Source organism: Mycobacterium bourgelatii (assembly GCF_010723575.1).
GTDB classification, from domain to species: domain Bacteria; phylum Actinomycetota; class Actinomycetes; order Mycobacteriales; family Mycobacteriaceae; genus Mycobacterium; species Mycobacterium bourgelatii.
This window is the reverse complement of sequence record NZ_BLKZ01000001.1, coordinates 4808834-4828658: the sequence shown is the minus strand read 5'-3', so window position 1 is coordinate 4828658 and position 19825 is coordinate 4808834. Positions and strand designations below refer to the sequence as shown.

15 protein-coding genes and 1 pseudogene are annotated in these 19825 nt (G+C 66.1%); 11 read left to right on the top strand and 5 right to left on the bottom strand.

The genetic code is table 11. The features are described 5' to 3' along the window. Window positions 1-4 precede the first annotated feature (4 nt). The 5 genes and pseudogenes from G6N68_RS20715 to G6N68_RS20700 all read left to right on the top strand — a co-directional run bounded on the left by G6N68_RS20715 (window position 5) and on the right by G6N68_RS20700 (window position 5026). Window positions 5-1174, top strand: a complete 1170-nt coding sequence (locus tag G6N68_RS20715) for an ABC transporter ATP-binding protein (protein ID WP_163716283.1) — start codon at window positions 5-7, stop codon at window positions 1172-1174. After that, window positions 1171-1761 (top strand): suppressor of fused domain protein, encoded by a 591-nt coding sequence (locus G6N68_RS20710; protein WP_163716280.1) that lies wholly within the window; start codon window positions 1171-1173, stop codon window positions 1759-1761. The genes G6N68_RS20715 and G6N68_RS20710 overlap by 4 nt, the downstream gene beginning before the upstream one ends. A 65-nt stretch (window positions 1762-1826) precedes the next feature. Continuing rightward, window positions 1827-2387: pseudogene (locus G6N68_RS32175) on the top strand (AAA family ATPase); the annotation flags it as partial. Window positions 2388-2411: 24 nt separating this feature from the next. Further along, entirely contained in the window at window positions 2412-4694 is a 2283-nt protein-coding gene (locus G6N68_RS20705) for a helix-turn-helix transcriptional regulator (protein WP_240355543.1), read from the top strand. Between the two features lie 35 nt (window positions 4695-4729). Further along, window positions 4730-5026 carry a hypothetical protein gene (locus tag G6N68_RS20700; protein ID WP_163716274.1) on the top strand — a complete coding sequence of 99 codons (297 nt, stop codon included), beginning with the start codon at window positions 4730-4732 and terminating at the stop codon, window positions 5024-5026. A 32-nt stretch (window positions 5027-5058) separates the two neighbouring features. Here G6N68_RS20700 and corA read toward each other — a convergent pair whose 3' ends face one another. Beyond that, window positions 5059-6159, bottom strand: coding sequence for a magnesium/cobalt transporter CorA (gene corA / locus G6N68_RS20695; RefSeq protein WP_163716271.1), 1101 nt, complete (start codon window positions 6157-6159; stop codon window positions 5059-5061). A gap of 169 nt (window positions 6160-6328) precedes the next feature. On the opposite strand from corA, the gene G6N68_RS20690 reads away from it, so the two are divergent. Genes G6N68_RS20690 through G6N68_RS20680 form a run of 3 tightly spaced genes read left to right on the top strand, consistent with a single transcriptional unit; the run spans window position 6329 to window position 9413 of the window. Then, window positions 6329-7318 (top strand): malate dehydrogenase, encoded by a 990-nt coding sequence (locus G6N68_RS20690; RefSeq protein ID WP_163716269.1) that lies wholly within the window; start codon window positions 6329-6331, stop codon window positions 7316-7318. A 38-nt stretch (window positions 7319-7356) separates the two neighbouring features. Further along, complete coding sequence (locus tag G6N68_RS20685; RefSeq protein WP_163716266.1) at window positions 7357-8532, top strand: NAD(P)-dependent malic enzyme; 1176 nt, start codon at window positions 7357-7359, stop codon at window positions 8530-8532. Between the two features lie 2 nt (window positions 8533-8534). Then, the gene (locus G6N68_RS20680) at window positions 8535-9413 is read left to right on the top strand and encodes a glycine betaine ABC transporter substrate-binding protein (protein ID WP_163716263.1); all 879 of its coding nucleotides are present in this window, start codon (window positions 8535-8537) and stop codon (window positions 9411-9413) included. A gap of 35 nt (window positions 9414-9448) precedes the next feature. Here the strand turns inward: G6N68_RS20680 and G6N68_RS20675 are convergent, their stop codons facing one another. The 4 genes from G6N68_RS20675 to G6N68_RS20660 all read right to left on the bottom strand — a co-directional run bounded on the left by G6N68_RS20675 (window position 9449) and on the right by G6N68_RS20660 (window position 16514). Then, a complete protein-coding gene (locus G6N68_RS20675) occupies window positions 9449-10279 on the bottom strand; it encodes an SDR family NAD(P)-dependent oxidoreductase (protein WP_163716260.1) in 831 nt (276 codons plus the stop codon). Window positions 10280-10347: 68 nt separating this feature from the next. Beyond that, entirely contained in the window at window positions 10348-11181 is an 834-nt protein-coding gene (locus G6N68_RS20670) for an SDR family NAD(P)-dependent oxidoreductase (RefSeq protein ID WP_163716257.1), read from the bottom strand. A gap of 666 nt (window positions 11182-11847) precedes the next feature. Next, a complete protein-coding gene (locus G6N68_RS20665; RefSeq protein ID WP_163716254.1) occupies window positions 11848-15555 on the bottom strand; it encodes a multifunctional oxoglutarate decarboxylase/oxoglutarate dehydrogenase thiamine pyrophosphate-binding subunit/dihydrolipoyllysine-residue succinyltransferase subunit in 3708 nt (1235 codons plus the stop codon). Window positions 15556-15758: 203 nt separating this feature from the next. Next, complete coding sequence (locus G6N68_RS20660) at window positions 15759-16514, bottom strand: hypothetical protein (protein WP_205351397.1); 756 nt, start codon at window positions 16512-16514, stop codon at window positions 15759-15761. A 190-nt stretch (window positions 16515-16704) separates the two neighbouring features. On the opposite strand from G6N68_RS20660, the gene G6N68_RS20655 reads away from it, so the two are divergent. The 3 genes from G6N68_RS20655 to G6N68_RS31580 all read left to right on the top strand — a co-directional run bounded on the left by G6N68_RS20655 (window position 16705) and on the right by G6N68_RS31580 (window position 19805). After that, entirely contained in the window at window positions 16705-18510 is a 1806-nt protein-coding gene (locus G6N68_RS20655; RefSeq protein ID WP_163716251.1) for an MFS transporter, read from the top strand. A 704-nt stretch (window positions 18511-19214) separates the two neighbouring features. Beyond that, window positions 19215-19565 carry a hypothetical protein gene (locus G6N68_RS20650; RefSeq protein ID WP_163716248.1) on the top strand — a complete coding sequence of 117 codons (351 nt, stop codon included), beginning with the start codon at window positions 19215-19217 and terminating at the stop codon, window positions 19563-19565. Between the two features lie 105 nt (window positions 19566-19670). Next, complete coding sequence (locus tag G6N68_RS31580; RefSeq protein ID WP_263991930.1) at window positions 19671-19805, top strand: hypothetical protein; 135 nt, start codon at window positions 19671-19673, stop codon at window positions 19803-19805. Window positions 19806-19825 lie beyond the last annotated feature (20 nt).

Genomic DNA, 19825 nt, shown 5'->3' with positions numbered 1-19825 from the left:
CGCGATGGCCGAAATTGTGTTGGAGCATGTGACCAAGAGTTACCCCGACGGTCACATCGCGGTGCGTGACCTCAACGTCACCATCAACGACGGCGAGTTCATGATCCTGGTGGGGCCCTCCGGCTGCGGCAAGACCACGACGCTGAATATGATTGCCGGGCTTGAAGATATCTCGTCGGGCGAATTGCGGATCGGCGGCGAACGGGTGAACGAGAAGGCGCCCAAAGACCGCGACATCGCGATGGTCTTCCAGTCCTACGCCCTGTACCCGCACATGACGGTGCGACAGAACATCGCGTTCCCGCTGACCCTGGCGAAGATGAAGAAGGCGGACATCGCGCGCAAGGTGGAAGAGACCGCCAAGATCCTTGACCTGACGGGTCTGCTGGACCGCCGGCCCGCGCAGTTGTCCGGCGGACAACGGCAGCGCGTCGCGATGGGCCGTGCGATCGTGCGCCATCCCAAGGCTTTTCTGATGGACGAGCCGCTGTCCAACTTGGACGCCAAGCTGCGGGTGCAGATGCGCGGTGAGATCGCCCGTCTGCAACGCAGGCTGGGCACCACCACCGTGTACGTGACGCACGACCAGACCGAGGCCATGACGCTGGGCGACCGCGTGGTGGTGATGCACGGTGGCGTTGCCCAGCAGATCGGCACCCCCACAGAGCTTTACGAACGCCCGGCGAACCTGTTCGTGGCGGGCTTCATCGGATCGCCGGCAATGAACTTCTTTCCCGCGACGTTGACGTCGCCCGGGCTGACACTGCCGTTCGGTGAGGTGACGTTGGCCCCGCAGGTCCTGGAGGTGATCGCGGCGCACCCGAAGCCGGCGAACGTCATCGTCGGCGTGCGACCCGAGCACATCGGCGATGCCGCGCTGGTCGACGGGTACCAACGCATCCGGTCGCTGTCCTTTGAGGTCACCGTGGATATGGTCGAATCGCTGGGCTCGGACAAGTACGTGTACTTCAGCAATGCGAGCTATGACGCACACGCGGCGCAGTTGGACGAGTTGGCCGCCGAGTCGGAGGCCAGCGAACACGAGTTCGTGGCGCGGGTTCCCGCGGAGTCCAAGGCGGCGATCGGGAAGTCGATCGAGCTTGCTTTCGACACCACCAAGCTCACCGTGTTCGACGCCGATTCCGGGGTCAACCTGACGATTCCGGCGCCGTGACGCAGGTCCTGCAGCAGGTGCGCTCCCACTTGCAATCCCACTTCGCTACCGAGCCCGCCTCGGCCAGCGTGACATTTCTGGGTGCCGAACCCATCGAGGTGCTCCGATTCCGTTCCGCGGCAGCAGGTTTGGTGCATTACGTATCCCTGGGCTGCTCGCGCCATCCGATGGTCGACCCGACTGCGCTGCTCGCCGACCAGGTGCAGGGTCCACGCGCCGAAGTGGTGTTGTCGCTGCGTGACCCGCAGCCGGCTCGGCCCGTCAAGGGGCTGGCGCGCAGCCTCGCGGTATTGGCTGCGACGCCGGTGGTCGACGGCGTGGTGCTGGTCGCCGACGCGCTGATCGACCTCGGCTCGCCGCTGTGGGTGCAGGCCCCGTTCACGGCGGTGTTGTTGGGCCGCAGCGACATCGCGGATTTGCCGCTGCAACCGCCGCGCGACCCGGTGCAATTCCTGTCGGCAACGCCCATCACCGCGACCGAGGCGGCCTGGGTGCGACTCAAGGGGGCCGAGGCGATGCGCCAGGCCTGGCAAGACGACGGTGTGGACGTGCGCGACCCCAATCGCCGTGCCGCACAACCGCGTTGAGGCGGTCGCCCGATACCCGCGAGCACGCAACCACCTGACAGGCCGAACGCAGCAAAGCCGCCTGATTGAGATCGAAAACGCGGTGCCTATGGCGTGTTCGTTCGCGACAACCCGGCGATTTCTTATTGCGTCACCCGTTTGCTCATTGCAAAGATGTTGGCCATGTCCGAGGGTCTGGTGGAGCGAGAGGCGGAAGCCGCACAATTTCGGAATTTCTCTCACAGGCTCAGACCGACCCGGCCGGTCTCGTCGTGGAGGGCGAGGCAGGTATCGGCAAGACCGTGCTGGCGCTTGAGGCCGTCAGCCAAGCGGCGGCTCGTGGTTTTCGGGTGTTGTTGACGCGAGGATCACCAGCCGAGGTGAGCTACGCGTACGCCGCGGTTGCTGACTTGTTGAGTGGAATTGGCGATGACGTTCTGGCGGGACTGCCGAAGATCCAGTGCATGGCGCTGACGCGGGCGCGGTCAGGTGAAGTCTCAAGCGGTCCAGGCACCGACGAACGACTTGTTGCTGCCGCTTTTTCTGCGTTGATTGAACACCTCAGTGGCACGGAACCGGTATTGCTCGTGATTGACGACGCGCAGTGGCTGGACCCCTCTAGCAGAGCTGTTATCGGTTTCACGGTCCGTCGACTGAGTGGGCGTGTCGGGATGTTCATTACGATCCGCGCGGGCGACCCCGACTCGTCCGACATGCAATGGCTGCAGTTCCGGCGACCGGATGCTGTGCTGCGAGTACGGTTGCGGCCACTCACCCTGGGCGGCGTACATACGCTGGTCGCGAGGCGACTGGGCCGAACATTGCCCCGGCCCAACATTGTCCGTATCCACGAAATCTCGGGCGGCAACCCGCTTTTCGCGATGGAACTCGCTGTCGCCACAGCCGAGGACGCTTCCGCGGCCACGGTCGTACTGCCGGACACCCTGGCTTCCTTGGTGCACCGCCGCATCGGACAGGCCGACCCCGCCACGAACGCGATATTGCTGGCTGCGGCCTGCTCGGCGGCACCGACCGTGGAGTTGCTCGCCGCCGCCACCGGCATGATCGTGACTCGAATCGTCGAAATGCTCGAACCCATGGAAGATCTGGGCGTCATCGAAATCAGCGCTGACAGGGTGCGCTTCACCCATCCGCTGTACGCCACGGGCGTGTACACAGGCGCGACACCCGCCCGTCGGCGAGCCATGCACCGAACTCTTGCCACGATCATCGAACAACCTGAACTCAAGGCGCGACACTTGGCGCTGGCCGCCACCTCCGCTGACCCCGCCACCGTCGCCGCGCTGGACGCCGCGGCGGAAGTTACCGCCGCCCAAGGAGCGCCGGTCGCGGCCGCAGAGCTTTTGGAGTTGGCGATGAAGTTGGGTGGCGACGAGCCGGCGCGCCGATTACGCACCGCCGAGCACCACTTCCGTTCGGGCAACACCGTTCGCGCCGACGCTGCCCTCGACGATGCGACGTTTCGCCAGCTCGAAGGCTTCGCCCGCACCCAAGCGCTGATCGTGCGTGCCGGCATCCGCATTTACACCAGTAGCCACCTGGAAGCAGCCGATCTGCTTGCGCAGGCGGCCAAGGACGCCAAAGGTATACCGGCGATGCTGGCGGCGATCCTGGTGTTCCTGTCGCACGCCCAGCTGAACGCCGGGCAGTACCACGCGGCCCTGGACAGTGCAGAGCAAGCCGTGACGCAGGCCGAGGAATGGGGACATCCGGGGTATGTCAGTCAAGCCCTCGCGGCGCGAACCAACGCCCGCTTCCACTGTGGCCACGGCGTGGACGAACACAGCCTGCGACGCAGCCTAGAGCTTCAGGACCATGCCGCGGACATGGTGGTTCCGCTGAGCGCCGACGCAATCAGCGCCATGATCCGGGCTTGGTCCGGCCAACTCGACGAGGCGCATGCGCTGATGCAGCAAGTCCGCACACGTTGCACTGAGCGGGGTGCTGACACGGAGATGCTGTGGGTGGAAATAAACAGCACATTGATTGCCATCTGGCGCGGGCATTTCGCCGAGGCGGCAAATGCGGCCGACGAAGCGGTGCAACGCGCTCAGCAACTCGGCGGCGACCCCGTGATGGCCGTGGCGTTCACCCTTCGTACTGCAGTAGCCGCCTACGCAGGAAGGGAAGAAGACGCCCGCGCGGACGCCGCAGTTGCCATCGCACTTGCGCAGAAAAGCAAGTCCGCTGTGGAAGTCCAGCGCCCTATCGAAACTTTGGCGTTCCTGGAAATTTCCGCTGGCCGCCACGCAGAGGCATTGGCCATCATGCAACCTCGTCTGGAGGGGTGGAACGAACTGCCCGGAACAGAATTTGTGACTGCGGCTTTCATTCCGTACGCGGTGGAGGCGCTGACGGCACTTGGCCGTCATGAGGAAGCCGAACCGCTCCTCGCAACGCTAGAAGAAAACGGTGGCCGACTCGACCGGCCATGGATGTTAACCACCGCCGCGCGTGGGCGCGCGCAGGTCTTCGCCGCGCGGGGCGACCTCGACGCCGCTGAAGTGGCTGCCGAACAAGCAATGGCGCACCATGATCGACTTCCGATGCCGTTCGAACGAGCCTGGACCCAGCTACTGCTGGGCGGCTTGCAACGGCGTAGGCGTCGAATCCGATCGGCCGCAACGAATTTGCGCGCAGCCCTAGAGGCCTTCGAGCAACTCGGCACGCCACTGTGGGCCGCACGAGCGCAAGCGGAACTTGATCGCCTCGAACACTCTCGCGGTAGCGGCGCGGGATTGACTGTGTCTGAGCAGCGAGTGGCCGAGCTGGCGGCGGGCGGCTTGTCGAACAAGGAGATCGCGGCCGAGCTGTTCATTTCGGCCAAGACCGTCGAGATGAACCTCAGCAGGGTGTACCGCAAACTGGGCATCCGGTCACGCGCCGGATTGTCGGCAGCGTTGGTTGAGGCCAAACTCCAGGGAAATCCCTGATTCACCTTGGCGGCTGTGACGCTACGGTCGATTCGATGATTGATGACGTTGCGGCCTCGTGCTTTCTGGTGGAGTGGTACCAGGGAGAGCCGATAGCGCTGTCCGCCAACGCTGTTGCCGAACGTCTTCGTCGCGCAGCGGCTGTCTCCACGGAACATTTGGCGCAGGTCACGTTGATGATGGTGGTGGCGGTCCCCAACGACCACACTTTGTTCGCGGTGTTTGCTGCCTCGAGCGCTGCCGCGGTGATTCACGCCTGTCAGCACACCGGTTGGCCCGTCGACCGGATCAGCAGCGACGTGCATCCCTGGCTCACGTCGGGACACGCATAGGGCAGTTGGCCGGTCGGCTGGCGGTCAACAAATCAGAGCCAGCCGCGTCGGCGGAAGCTGGCGTAGAGGACCAGGCAGATCACGACCATCAAGCTGACCACCGCCGGGTAACCCCACCGGGAGTCCAGCTCCGGCATGAAGCGGAAGTTCATGCCGTAGATCCCCGCCACCATCGTGGGTACGGCGATGATGCCGGCCCAGGCCGATATCTTGCGCATATCCATGTTCTGTTGCGCGCCGACGCGAGCCAGCGCGGCCTGCACCAGCGAGTTGAGCATTTCGTCGTAAGCGACTATCTGATCCGTGGCCTGCGTCTGATGGTCGGCGACGTCGCGCAGGTAGCGCCGCACTTCTTTCGAAATCAGATCCTTGTTCTCCAGCTGCATGCGCTGGAAGGCGTTCGACAGCGGGGCGACACAGCGGCGCAACTCGACAACTTCGCGCTTGAGCATGTAGATCGGCTCGACATCCACGTTGCGGCCGGGCGCGAACGCCACCACCTCGATGCTGTCGATGTCGTCCTCCATCAGGCTGGTCACCTCGAGGTAGTGGTCCACCACGTAGTCGGCGATCGCGTGCATCACCGCAAACGGCCCCAGCCGCAGGTGCTCCGGGTTGGCGTCCATGCGTTTGCGCACCTCGTGCAGGCCGCCGTGTTCACCGTGGCGGACGGTGACCACGAAACCCTTCCCGACGAAGATCATGATTTCGCCGGTCTCGACGATCTCGCGGGCCAGCACCACCGATTCGTGCGGGACGTAGTTGACCGTCTTCAGTACCAGGACCAGGGTCTCGTCGTAGCGCTCGAGTTTGGGCCGCTGATGAGCATGCACGGCGTCTTCGACGGCAAGCGGGTGCAGTCCGTAGACGTCGGCCACTTCCTGCATCTGGGCATCGTCGGGCTCGTGCAGCCCGACCCAGACGAACGCGTCCGGGTGGGCCGGAGTGAGCTCGCGGACCTTGGCCAGTGCCTCTTCAGGCGTGTACTCGCCTGGCATGCGCTTGCCGTCGGCATAGACACCACAATCGACCAGCGTCTTGGCCTGCGGCGCGGAAGCCGGCAGTCCCTGCGCCGGGCGCGTCCGTGCTACCGGTCGGAGTGCTTCGGGTAAGGCATCGAACCCTGGGAACACATCGACCTCCTAACACAGCTCAGGTTGGCCGGGCGGTGCTCCATGCTACGCGTGCAGGTGCTGCCAGCGGCTGATTAGTTTTGGACCGGAGGACTCGGTTCGGCGAGCGTGCGCTAGTTTCGACCCGAGCCAGTTGTTTCAAATGACTTTCCAAGAGGAGCAAACCGACGTGAGCGCAAGTCCACTCAAGGTCGCTGTCACCGGTGCCGCCGGCCAGATCGGCTACAGCCTGCTGTTCCGTCTCGCCAGCGGTTCGCTGCTGGGTCCGGACCGCCCGATCGAGCTGCGACTCCTTGAGATCGAGCCGGCGCTGAAGGCGCTCGAAGGTGTCGTGATGGAACTCGACGACTGCGCCTTCCCGCTGCTTTCCAACGTTGAGATCGGCGCCGACGCCAACAAGATCTTCGACGGCGTCAACCTGGCCCTGCTGGTCGGTGCCCGCCCTCGCTCCAAGGGGATGGAGCGCGGCGACCTGCTCGAGGCCAACGGGGCGATCTTCACCGCCCAGGGCAAGGCGCTGAACTCCGTCGCCGCCGACGACGTCCGCATCGGCGTCACGGGCAACCCGGCCAACACCAACGCGCTGATCGCGCTGAGCAACGCCCCCGACATCCCCAAGGAGCGGTTCTCCGCGCTGACCCGCCTCGACCACAACCGGGCGATCTCGCAGCTGGCCAAGAAGACCGGCGCCGCCGTCACCGACATCAAGAAGGTGACCATCTGGGGCAACCACTCGGCCACCCAGTACCCCGACATCTTCCACGCCGAGATCGGCGGCAAGAACGCGGCCGAGGTCGTCAACGACCAGGACTGGATCGAAAACGACTTCATCCCGACGGTCGCCAAACGCGGCGCCGCCATCATCGAGGCGCGTGGTGCTTCGTCGGCCGCCTCGGCCGCTTCGGCCACCGTCGACGCCGCCCGCGACTGGCTGCTGGGCAGCCCCGAGGGTGACTGGGTGTCGATGGCCGTCTACTCCGACGGGTCTTACGGCGTGCCCGAGGGAATCGTGTCGTCCTTCCCGGTGACCACCAAGGACGGCAACTGGTCGATCGTGCAGGGCCTGGAGATCGACGAGTTCTCCCGCGGCCGCATCGACAACAGCACCGCCGAATTGGTCGACGAGCGCAACGCGGTCACCGAGCTTAAGCTGATCTGAATTAGGTCGACTAATCGGTAGTCAGTACCCTAGGGGCCGTGTCGGAAACGCTCGAGCGATCCCAGGTTGTTGTTACCGATGAAGAGATCTTTGAGGCGCACGAAGGCGGCAAGCTTTGCGTAGGCCTGACCGCGCCGGTTGATACCCAGCGCGCGCTATCGATCGCCTACACCCCGGGCGTAGCCCAGGTCAGCCGGGCGATCGCAACGGACCACAATCTGGCGGCCCGCTACACCTGGGCGAACCGGCTGGTGGCGGTCGTCAGCGACGGCAGCGCGGTACTGGGCCTTGGTGACATCGGGCCGGCCGCGTCACTGCCTGTCATGGAGGGCAAGTGCGCGCTGTTCAAGGAGTTCGGCGGGCTGAACGCGATCCCGATCGTGCTGGACACCAAGGACCCTGACGAGATCGTCGAAACGCTGGTACGGCTGCGCCCGACGTTCGGCGCCGTCAACCTCGAAGACATCGCCGCCCCGCGCTGCTTCGAGATTGAGCGCCGGGTGATCGAGGCGCTCGACTGCCCGGTCATGCACGACGACCAGCACGGCACCGCGGTCGTGGTGTTGGCGGCGTTGATGGGTGCCACCGCCGCGCTCGGCCGCGACATGTCGTCGGTGCGGGTGGTGGTGTCGGGTGCCGGCGCAGCTGGCGTGGCGTGCACGAACCTGCTGCTGGCCTCGGGTGTCTCGGACATCACCGTGCTCGATTCCCGCGGGATTTTGCACACCGGGCGCACGGACATGAACGCCGTCAAGGCCGACCTGGCCAGACGCACCAACCCTCGCGGTGTGGTCGGCAGCGCGGCCGAGGCGCTGGCCGGCGCGGACGTCTTCCTCGGGGTGTCGGGTGGCGTCGTCCCCGAAGAGTTCATTGCCACGATGGCACCCGGCGGGATCGTGTTCGCCCTGTCCAACCCCGACCCGGAGATTCATCCCCAGGTAGCGGCCAAGTACGCGGCCGTGGTGGCGACGGGTCGCAGCGACTTTCCCAATCAGATCAACAACGTGCTCGCCTTCCCCGGCATCTTCCGCGGAGCGCTGGACGTCGGGGCGCGCCAGATCACCGAAAAGATGATGGTCGCGGCGGCCGAGGCGATCTTCTCCGTGGTGCGTGAGGACCTCGCGCCCGACCGGATCGTCCCGAGCCCGTTGGACCTGCGCGTCTGTGAGGCGGTGGCCATGGCGGTCGCCGTGGCCGCATCCTCAGACGACTAAGTGTGAGCATCGCCAGGCTGGCTGCGCCGCTGTTGGCGCTGCTGCTGGTCGTGACCGGATGTTCTGGGCAGCACGGCGATCATGCCGCACCGCCCGGACCGGAGTTGGTGGTCGGGTCCAAAGCAGACCCCGAGTCGAGGCTGCTGGCCAGTTTGTATGTGTCGGCGCTGCGCTCGTACGGTTTCCCGGCTCGCGCGGAAACCGCCGACGACCCGATGGCCAAGCTGGACTCCGGCGAGTTCACGGTCGTGCCGGCCTTCACCGGGCAGGTATTGCATTCCCTGCAACCGGACGACTCCGCACTGTCGGACAAGCAGGTCTACAAGGCGATGAATGCGGCCCTGCCCGAGGGGATCGCGTCGGGGGACTACACCACGGCGGCCGAGGACAAGCCCGCCTTGGTGGTGACGCCCGCCACCGGCCAGGCGTGGGGCGGCCAGGATCTCAGCGCAGACCTCACCCTGGTGCAGCGGCACTGTGACGGGCTCACCGTCGGCATCGTCAAGGGCGGGCACGCGCCCGCGGCGGTGGGCAGTTGTAAGATGCCCCGTCCGCGCGAATTCCCCAATGACACAGCGCTTTTCGCCGCACTACGGTCCAACGAGCTGACCGCGGCGTGGACCACCACCGCCAACCCGGGCATTCCCGGGGACTTGGTGGTGCTCGCCGACGCCAGCAAGAACGCCCTGATCCGCGCCGAGAACGTGGTGCCGCTGTATCGCCGAAACGCCTTGACCACGCGGCAGTTGCTGGCGATCAACGAAGTGGCCGGTGTGCTGGACACCGAGGCCTTGACCGACCTGTGGCGCAAGGTGGCCGGGGGTGCGGACCCGCAGGCGGTGGCCGACGGGTGGCTCGGGGAGCATCCGCTGGGACGCTGATTGCGGTTTGCGCTCAGGGCCGCTCAGGGCTGAGCTTATCGCTTGGTCGGGACGACTCGACTGACGAACAACTCGGTGATCCGCTGGTAGCCCGAGCCGGTGACGCGCACCATCAAGTCCAGGACCTTGGCATCTGGACCGACGAGCACGCGCGCCTTGTTCTTGCGCACCGCGCCCAGGATGATCCGGGCGGCCCGCGTCGGGCTGGTGTTGGCCAGTCGCTTGTCGAACAGTTCGGCGAGTGCGTCGCGGTCGAGTCCCTCGGCCACGGTGGCGTTGCGGGCGATCGCGGTCTTGATGCCGCCCGGGTGCACGGCGGTGACCCCGACTGGGTGGCCGTGCAGCCTCATCTCCTGACGCAACGCCTCGGTGTAGCCACGCACGGCGAACTTGGCCGAGTTGTAGGCGGAGTAGCCGGGCACCGAGAACAGCCCGAAGATGCTGGAGATGTTGGTGACGTGGCCGTCGCCGGAGGCGATCAGGTACGGCAGAAACGCTTTGGTGCCGTTCACCACGCCCCAGAAGTCGACGTCCATGACCCGCTCGATGTCCTTGAACTGCTCGACCTCGACGTCACCGGTGTGACCGATGCCGGCGTTGTTGTAGATCTGGTTCACCTGGCCGAAGTGCTCGTTGACCTCGTCGGCGTACAGCAGGAAGCGCTCGCGTTCGGTGACGTCGATGCGGTCGGCCTTGACCGGCGCGCCGATGGCCTTCAGCTTCTCCTCGGTCTCCTTCAAGCCTTCGGTATCGACGTCGCAGATGGCCAGCTTGGCGCCCGAGCGACCCAGCTCGAGGGCCAATGCCCGTCCAATGCCCGATCCGGCACCCGTCACCACGGCTACCTTGCCGGCGAAACCCTCCATGAGCGCCCCTCCCTCGTTACGGCTCAGCGTCGAGGTTAGCCGGTACCGGCGGTCTCGGGTACGCGGGCCTAAGGATGTGACGGCGGGGCCACGCGGCTGAGCACCGATAGAAACAGCCGCTGGTATCCCGAACCCGTCAACCGAATGATGGCGTCCAAGACCTTGGCGTCTGCTCCGACCAGAACCCGAGCCTTGTTCTTACGCACCGCGTCCAGAATGATTCGGGCGGCTCGTTCCGGGCTGGTGCGGGCCATCCGCGTGTCGAACGCCTTGGCCATCTCCTCGGCGTTGAGGCCTTCGGCGGCGGTGGCATTGCGCGCGATCGCGGTCTTGATGCCGCCCGGGTGCACGCACGTGACGCCAACCGGATGGCCGGCAGCGATCATTTCCTGCCGGAGCGCCTCGGTGAAGCCGCGCACGGCGAACTTGGCCGCGTTGTATGCAGCCTGCCCCGGCACCGAGAACAAGCCGAAGACGCTCGAGATGTTGACGACGTGTCCGTCCCCGGACTCGATCAGGTAGGGCAGGAATGCCTTGGTGCCGTTCAACACGCCGCCCCAGTCGACGTCCATCACCCGATCGATGTCTTTGAAGTGGCAGATCTCGATGTCGCCGCTGTGTGCGATGCCTGCGTTGTTGTAGATCTGGTTCACCTTGCCGAAGTGCTGGTTCACGGCGTCGGCGTAGGCGACGAAGGACTCGCGCTCGGCGACGTTGAGCCGGTCTGCTTTGACTTGCACACCGATGGCCTTGAGCTTCTCCTCGGTCTCCGCCAGTCCTTCGGTGTCGATGTCGCTGATGGCGAGCTTGGCGCCGGAGCGCCCCAGTTCGATGGCCAGCGCCCGTCCGATACCCGACCCGGCGCCGGTGACCACCGCGACCTTCCCGGCGAAACCCTCCATGCAGCACTCTCCCTTGTTTCGGCTCGGAATCGAGGCTAGTCGGATCACGGGCGCGGCTCTGGCCCGGATGGCTCTACGTGTGCGATTGCAGTAGTCCTGACTGACGAGCGCGTAAATTTTGTTGGAATGACCCGTCGCTCGGGCGAGCGACCATTAGCCTGTACCCGTGGCGGTAACAACGCCCCCGCAAAGAGCTATGGGGATTGTTGCCGACGTCTGTGCGACTGCAGAGGGCGCGGGTTGCGGTGCCTCGTGGGGCCTAGGAGGCGCGCCGGTGGTATGGGCGGCAAGGGCGGGCTCGGCGGCAATGGCGGCAACGCCGACGCAATCAGCACCGGCAACGAGTTCGGGATCGGCGGCAAGGGCGGGCTCGGCGGCAATGGCGGCGTCGGCGGTAAGGGCGGGCAAGGCGGTGCCGGCGGTTCGGCCGGGGCGGCGGGACAGGGAGGCTTCCTGGGTCAGGCGGGTTCTGGCGGCACCGCCAGGGCAATGGCGGCGGCGGCACGGGCGGCTCAGGTTCAGTCACCGGCGCGACGGGCAATAACGGCGCTACGAAAAGCCCCTAACGCAACCGGCTCGCGAGCTCGCGAGCGTCCGCAAACTGCCAGCCAACGCCGCGTGTCCGTGTGCAAACACGGTCGCTCGCGGCCCCACGGAGGGGGAGCGTCAGCCGAAGGCTTTGTCCAGGATTTCCTGTTGCTCGACGGCGTGCACCTTGGAGGAGCCCGAGGACGGCGCCGACATCGCCCGGCGCGAGATCCGCTTGATCCCGGTGAGCTTCTCGGGCAGCACCTCGGGCAGCGTCAGGCCCAGTGACGGCCAAGCGCCCTGGTTGGCCGGCTCCTCCTGCACCCAGAAGTACTCCTCGGCGTTCTCGTAGCGGTCCAGCGTCGCCTCGAGCCGCCGCCTGGGCAGCGGCGCGAGCTGCTCGAGCCGCACGATCGCGATGTCGTCGCGCTTCTCCTTGGCCTTGCGCGCCGCCAGCTCGTAGTAGATCTTGCCGCAGGTGAGCAGGATGCGGGTGACCTTGCTGCGGTCGCCCACGCCTTCTTCGTAGGTCGGCTCCTCCAACACCGAGCGGAACTTCATCTCGGTGAATTCCCGGATGTCGCTGACCGCGGCCTTGTTGCGCAGCATCGACTTCGGCGTGAACACGACCAACGGGCGCATGACCCCGTCCATGGCGTGCCGACGCAGCAGGTGGAAGTAGTTCGCCGGCGTCGACGGCACCGCGATCGTCATCGAACCCTCGGCCCACAGCTGCAGGAAGCGTTCGATCCGGCCAGAGGTGTGGTCGGGGCCCTGCCCTTCGTGGCCGTGCGGCAGCAGCAACACCACCGTGGACAGCTGGCCCCACTTGGCCTCACCGGAGCTGATGAACTCGTCGATGATCGACTGTGCGCCGTTGACGAAGTCGCCGAACTGCGCCTCCCACAACACCACGGCGTCCGGGTTGCCGACGGTGTAGCCGTACTCGAAGCCGAGGACCGCGAACTCGGACAACGGCGAGTCGTAGACCAGGAACTTGCCCCCGGTGGGGGTGCCGTCTTTGTTGGTCGCCAGCAGTTGCAGCGGGGTGAACTCCTCGCCGGTGTTGCGGTCGATGATCACCGAGTGCCGCTGCGAGAACGTGCCGCGGCGACTGTCTTGCCCGGACAGCCGCACCAACTTGCCTTCGGCCACCAGCGAACCCAGTGCCAGGAGCTCGCCGAACGCCCAGTCGATCTTGCCCTCGTAGGCCATTTCCCGGCGCCTTTCCAGCACCGGCAGCACCCGCGAGTGCGGGGTGAATCCCTCCGGCAACGCCATGAACGCGTCGCCGATGCGGGCCAACAGCGACTTGTCCACCGACGTGTCCAGCCCGGCCGGGATCATCTGGTCGGCCTCCACCGACGCGCTCGGCTGCACGCCGTGTTTTTCCAGGTCACGGACTTCGTTGAAGACCCGTTCCAGCTGACCCTGGTAGTCACGCAGCGCGTCTTCGGCTTCCTTGATCGAGATGTCGCCACGGCCGATCAGCGCTTCGGTGTAGCTCTTGCGGACGCCGCGCTTGAGGTCGACGACGTCGTACATGTACGGGTTCGTCATCGACGGGTCGTCGCCCTCGTTGTGCCCGCGGCGGCGGTAGCACAGCATGTCGATGACGACGTCCTTCTTGAACCGCTGGCGGAAGTCCACGGCCAGCTGCGCCACCCACACGCACGCCTCGGGGTCGTCGCCGTTGACGTGGAAGATGGGCGCGCCGATCGTCTTGGCGACGTCGGTGCAGTACTCGGTGGAGCGCGAGAACTCCGGCGCCGTCGTGAAGCCGATCTGGTTGTTGACGATGATGTGGATGGTGCCGCCCACGCGGTAACCCGGCAGGTTCGTCAGGTTCAGCGTCTCGGCGACGACGCCCTGGCCGGCGAAGGCCGCGTCACCGTGCAGCATCAGCGGCACCACCGAGAAGGCCTTCTGGTCGTCGGTGTCGGTGTCGCCGTGGTTGAGCAGATCCTGCTTGGCCCGGACCAGACCCTCGAGGACTGGGTCGACGGCCTCCAGGTGCGACGGGTTGGCGGTCAGCGACACCTGAATCTCGTTGTCGCCGAACATCTGTAGGTACGTGCCCGTGGCACCGAGGTGGTACTTGACGTCACCGGAACCGTGGGCCTGCGACGGGTTCAGATTGCCCTCGAACTCGCTGAAGATCTGCGAGTAGGGCTTGCCGACGATGTTGGCCAGCACGTTGAGGCGGCCGCGGTGCGGCATGGCGATGACCACCTCGTCGAGGCCGTGTTCGGCACACTGGTCGATCGCGGCATCCATCATCGGGATGACGCTCTCGGCGCCCTCCAACGAGAACCGCTTCTGCCCGACGTATTTGGTTTGCAGGAAGGTCTCGAACGCCTCGGCGGCGTTGAGCCGGCTCAGAATGTACTTCTGTTGCGCCACAGTCGGTTTGACGTGCTTTTGCTCGACTCGTTCTTCCAGCCAGCGCGTTTGTTCCGGGTCGAGGATGTGGGTGTACTCCACGCCGATGTGGCGGCAGTACGCGTCGCGCAGCAGGCCCAGCACGTCGCGCAGCTTCTTGTACTGCGCACCGGCGAACCCGTTGACCTTGAACACGCGGTCGAGGTCCCACAGCGTCAGGCCGTGGGTCAGCACCTCGAGGTCGGGGTGGCTGCGGAAACGGGTCTTGTCCAGTCGCAGCGGATCCGTGTCGGCCATCAGGTGTCCGCGACTGCGGTACGCCGCGATCAACTCCATGACGCGGGCGTTCTTGTCGACGATCGAGTCGGGGTTGTCCGTACTCCACCGCACCGGCATGTAGGGGATGCTCAACTCGCGGAAGATCTCGTCCCAGAAGTCGTCCGAGAGCAGCATCTCGTGGATCGCGCGCAGGAAGTCGCCCGATTCCGCGCCCTGGATGATGCGGTGGTCGTAGGTCGAGGTCAGGGTGATCAGCTTGCCGATGCCCAGTTCGGCGATGCGCTCCTCACTGGCGCCCTGAAACTCCGCCGGGTATTCCATGGCGCCGACGCCGATGATGGCGCCCTGGCCGGCCATCAGCCGGGGCACCGAGTGCACGGTGCCGATGGTGCCGGGGTTGGTCAGCGAAATCGTCACGCCGCTGAAGTCCTCGGCGGTCAGTTTGCCGTCCCGCGCCCGTCGCACGATGTCCTCGTACGCCGAGACGAATTCGGCGAAGCGCAGTTCTTCGCAGCCCTTGATGCCGGCCACCACCAACGAACGTTTGCCGTCTTTGCCGGGCAGGTCGATGGCCAGGCCCAGGTTGGTGTGCGCCGGGGTGACCGCGGTCGGCTTGCCGTCGACCTCGGCGTAGTGCCGGTTCATGTTCGGGAACTGCTTGACTGCCTGCACCAGCGCATACCCCAGCAGGTGCGTGAACGAGATCTTGCCGCCGCGGGTCCGCTTGAGCTGGTTGTTGATGACGATGCGGTTGTCGATCAGCAGTTTGGCCGGAATGGCCCGAACGCTGGTGGCCGTGGGCACGTCCAGCGACGCGGACATGTTCTTGACGACGGCCGCCGCGGCGCCGCGCAGCACCTGCACCTGGTCGCCCTCGCCGGGTTGGGGGCCGGCGGGCTTGGCCGGGGCCGCCGCGGGCGCGGGTGAGCCGTTACCCGCCGCGGGGGTGGCGGCCGGCTTGGTCGGCGCGGGCGCGGGCGTGGGCTCTGGCGCCTTGGGCTGCGCCGCCGGCGCGGCGGGCTTGGCCGGGGCGTCCTGGCCCGCGTCATGCAGTGCCTCGGGGTTGTAGTCAACCAAGAACTCGTGCCAGCTGGGATCCACCGAAGAGGGGTCGTCGCGGAACTTGCGGTACATCTCCTCGACCAGCCATTCGTTTTGTCCGAATGGTGAACTTATGTTGGCCACGGCCGCTGTTCGCCTCGATTCCTTTGTCTTGCAAGCTCTTTGCCGGCACCCTTGCCCGACACCTGCAACTTTTTGCCGTCCGGTTGGCGGTCGACCTCGCACCTCGCCAACCGGTGCAGATTACCGCCCCATAAAGGCTAACCCTTTGCTGGCCATCCGCCAGTGAGTCCGGCAGAAGCCGCCCGTTTTACGGCCGGGTGCGGCTAGCCTGCATCCCGCACGGGTGGCAGCAGGTGCAGCGTCACCGGCCAGCGCGCCGGTGGGTCACCGAAGGCCGACCGCGCGTTGCGCACCAGCCTCTTGCCGATCATCCGGTTGCCGATGGCGCCGATGATCGCGCCGATGCCGACCGGCATCAGCTTGCCGAACATGAGCGCCCCGCGCTTGAGCGCGAACCGCTTGACGAAGTACTTGAACATCCGCGTGTTCAACTTCGAGATCGCCGGCAGTGGCAGCGAGGCCATGCTTTCCGATACCCAGCCGCCGGCGGTACGCCCGGGACCGATCAGTTCTGACACGGCGGTCTTGCTGTCATCGCCGACCAGGACGGCCAGGATCAGGGCGCGCCGGCGGTCGCGGTGATCGAGGGGAATGTCATAAACCGACGCGAGGGCCAACACCAACAGCGCGGTGGCCTCGAGGAACACCGCAGTCTCGCCAGCGGCCGCAGAGAGGGCGGCGATGGTGCCGATGCCGGGGAAGGTTGCCGCAGCGCCGACGGCGGCACCGCTGGCCGTCACGACGGACAAGAACCGCTTCTCGAGTTTGGTCACGATCTCGGCCGGGCTGGCACCCGGGTGGGCGCGCCGCAGACGGGCCACGTAGGCCTCCGCCGCCGGGCCTTGGACGTGCGAGCTGCGTTCGATGATTTGCGCCAGTGCGCGGGTAGACGCTTTGGGCTTGCCCGTGAGGCCATTCTGCTGAGAGTCGAGCTCAGGCTTCTTGGTTCGACCGATCATGTTGCCTCTCTTCAGAACGACGTCCTACCAGGCTAGCGTCCGCTGCCCGGATTACGGGCTCGTTGGCGTTTACCCGCTAGGTCAACGAGCGACTCACTCGGCCGGCCGGGATAATGCAAGGCTGGGCCTGACTCCCTCCCAATACCCGTTCCCAATACCCGTTCCCCGGGAGCCGAATCGAGGTGTGGACATGACCACGGCGACGAGCCGGACCCCCGGGGGCAGCTACTCCGGTAATCCGTGGCACGCGCTGTGGGCGATGATGCTCGGCTTCTTCATGATCATGCTGGACGCGACGGTCGTCTCCATCGCAAACCCGACCATCATGGTGCAGCTGAATATCGGTTACGACACGGTGATCTGGGTGACCAGCGCCTACCTGCTGGGCTACGCGGTGGTGCTGCTGGTGGCCGGCCGTCTCGGCGACCGATTCGGCCCCAAGAACCTGTATCTGCTTGGCCTGTTGGTGTTCATGGTCGCCTCAGCGGGGTGCGGTTTGGCCAACAGCGCCGCCATGCTCATCGCCGCGCGCACCGTGCAAGGTGTGGGTGCCGGACTACTCACCCCGCAGACGCTGTCGGCGATCACCCGGATCTTCCCCGTGCAGCGCCGCGGCACCGCGATGAGTGCTTGGGGAGCGACCGCTGGCGTCGCCAGCCTGATGGGCCCGCTGGCCGGCGGCGTTCTGGTGGACTCTCTGGGCTGGGAGTGGATCTTTTTCGTCAACGTTCCCCTCGGCATCATCGCGCTGGCGTTGGCGGCGTTGTTCATCCCGGAGTTGCCGGTGGACGCGCAACGCTTCGACTTCATCGGCGTGGGGTTGTCCGGGGTGGGCTTGTTTCTCTTGGTCTTCGGGCTGCAGGAAGGTCAATCCGCGCACTGGCAACCCTGGATCTGGGCGGTGCTCGTCGCCGGCGCGGGGTTCATGTGGGCGTTTATCTATTGGCAGTCCATCAACCGCCGCGGCGCGCTGATCCCGCTACGTATCTTCCGCGACCGCGACTTCAGCCTCTGCAACGTCGGGGTGGCCGTCACCGCGTTCGCGTCGACGGCGATGATGCTGCCGCTGATGTTCTATGCGCAGGCGGTGTGTGGCCTGTCGCCCACCCGATCGGCGGTGCTGCTCGCGCCGTTGGCGATCGTCAGCGGTGTACTGTCCCCGTTCGCCGGCAGGATCATCGACAGGGCCCATCCGCTGCCCGTGCTCGGCTTCGGCTTTTCGGTACTGGCGATCTCCTTGACCTGGCTTTCGATCGAGATGGACCCGAGCACGCCGATCTGGCGCCTGGTGCTACCGCTGTGCGTCATGGGCGCCGGGATGGCGTTCGTGTGGTCGCCGCTCGCCGCCACCGCGACCCGCAAGCTGCCGACCGACCTTGCCGGTGCCAGTTCGGGTGTCTACAACACGACCCGGCAGCTGGGTGCGGTGCTGGGTAGTGCGGGCATGGCCGCGTTCATGACGTCGCGGATTGGTGCCGAGATGCCGGCCTCGTTCTTGGCGGGATTAACGGGGTCCGGCTCCGTCGACGCCGGCGTGCTTGAGGACGAGGGCGTCGGCCTGCAGTTACCCGACTTCGCCCGCGAGCCCTTTGCGGCCGCGATGTCGCAGTCCATGCTGCTGCCTGCGTTCATCGCCCTGTTCGGGATCGTCGCCGCGCTGTTCCTGATCGGCATCGCCGGCTCGATGCACTCCGACGAGCCGCCTTACGACGAAGACCCGCATGACGACTACCAATACGACGACGACTTCGACGACGACGAATACGTCGAGTACATCCTTCGTCGCGAACCGGATGACCAGCCGGCACCGCGAGTCCCGCAGCGGGTGTCCTCGGAAGCCGCTGTCGACGGCGTCGACCCGCAACCGTTGGTGCCCCCGGGGCGGCGACCGCGTGCCGCAACCCCGTACGTCCGTTCTGAAGCGCCGATCGGCTCCGGGAGGGACGGCTTTCAGACGGCCCACGCTCGCCGCTCGCTGAGTCGCTGGGACGGCTGAGCTTAGGTGGGGGGATCTCCGCTCACCGTGTAGACGGCCGGGCACTCATCGCCACCAGGTATCGCCACAACGCACGGCCACCGGGCACGTAGCGTCTTCTGCTTTCGGATCAATTCAACCGTGGCGCGCTGCACCGGAGCCGACCCAAACCGCCGCGTACCGGGCATCTGCAACGGCATCATTTGGACCCGCAGCGCTTTGGTCATCCATTTGCTGGATTTTGCCGGGACTTCGCCCGAGAAAGTTCGATGTCGCAGGCGACCACAAAGGAACAGGGTGATTCTGTACCAAAAGTATGTTTTTTCGTTCGGTCGCGACAGCCCATAAGCCCGGGCGGCGCCGTTAGTGCCGGCATCGGCGGGCATCGGGGGCGGTGCCGGTGGTCGGGGCGGAACAGGCGCCACCGACGTCGTCGACGTCGCACCATCGGCAACTCCGCGCAGAACGGTGGTCCACTGGTGGAGCTGGTGGCATGGGTGTCTGCACAAACGGCGGTCTGTTCGATGCGGATGGCGACGGCGGCTCCGGCCGCGCTGAGGGGCGGAGCTCGTGATGCAGCGACCGGTGGTACGGGGCACCGCAGGCACCGCCGCTCAGGCCGGCTACGCGGTGGCGGCGCCACGTCTTGGAAGCCAACAGCGGCACGGTCTCGGGCACAACCGCACAAGGCGGTGCCGAGTGGCCTGGACGGACGGGGCATTCAAGTGCCGGTGGGACCGACGGTAAGGGTGGCGACGCCACACTCGCCGTCGACGGTGTGGCACCCTGCCACCGCGACCGCAGTCGGTGAGGCGGGCGGAACGAGCAGCGCAGCCGACGGTACTGGCGGCGCTGGTGGTAGTGGTCTGGGTGACGACCGCCTTGGCGGTGTGATTACCTATGGCACCTCCGCCGGTGATGCCGGCGTCGATGGTGGCGAAGGCAGCAGCGGTGGTATCGGCGGTGTCGTCGCCTGTGGCACTTGCGCCGTCGCGGACGGCACCGGTCTTGGCGGCGGTGGCGGTGACCGGCCCTTGGGGGAGGTGTCGGCGGCACCGGTAGCAGTGGCCAGATAGGCGCCTTCTCCGAGGGGCTCAAGCTAGCGCTATCGGCCAGAGCGGTGATGGTGGTGATGCCCACCGGCATGGGGATGGTGGAGACGCCCCATCTTCGTCAACGCCGTGAACAACGGCCAAGGCGGCACCGGCGGCAACGGCACCGGCGGCACCGCCGGCGACGGCCAGGACGGTGGCAACGGCAACCCCGTAACCGGCGTTCCCGGCACGAACGGCTTACCCGGGACGAACTTCCCGTGAGTCCTGCGTAGCGCCGTCGG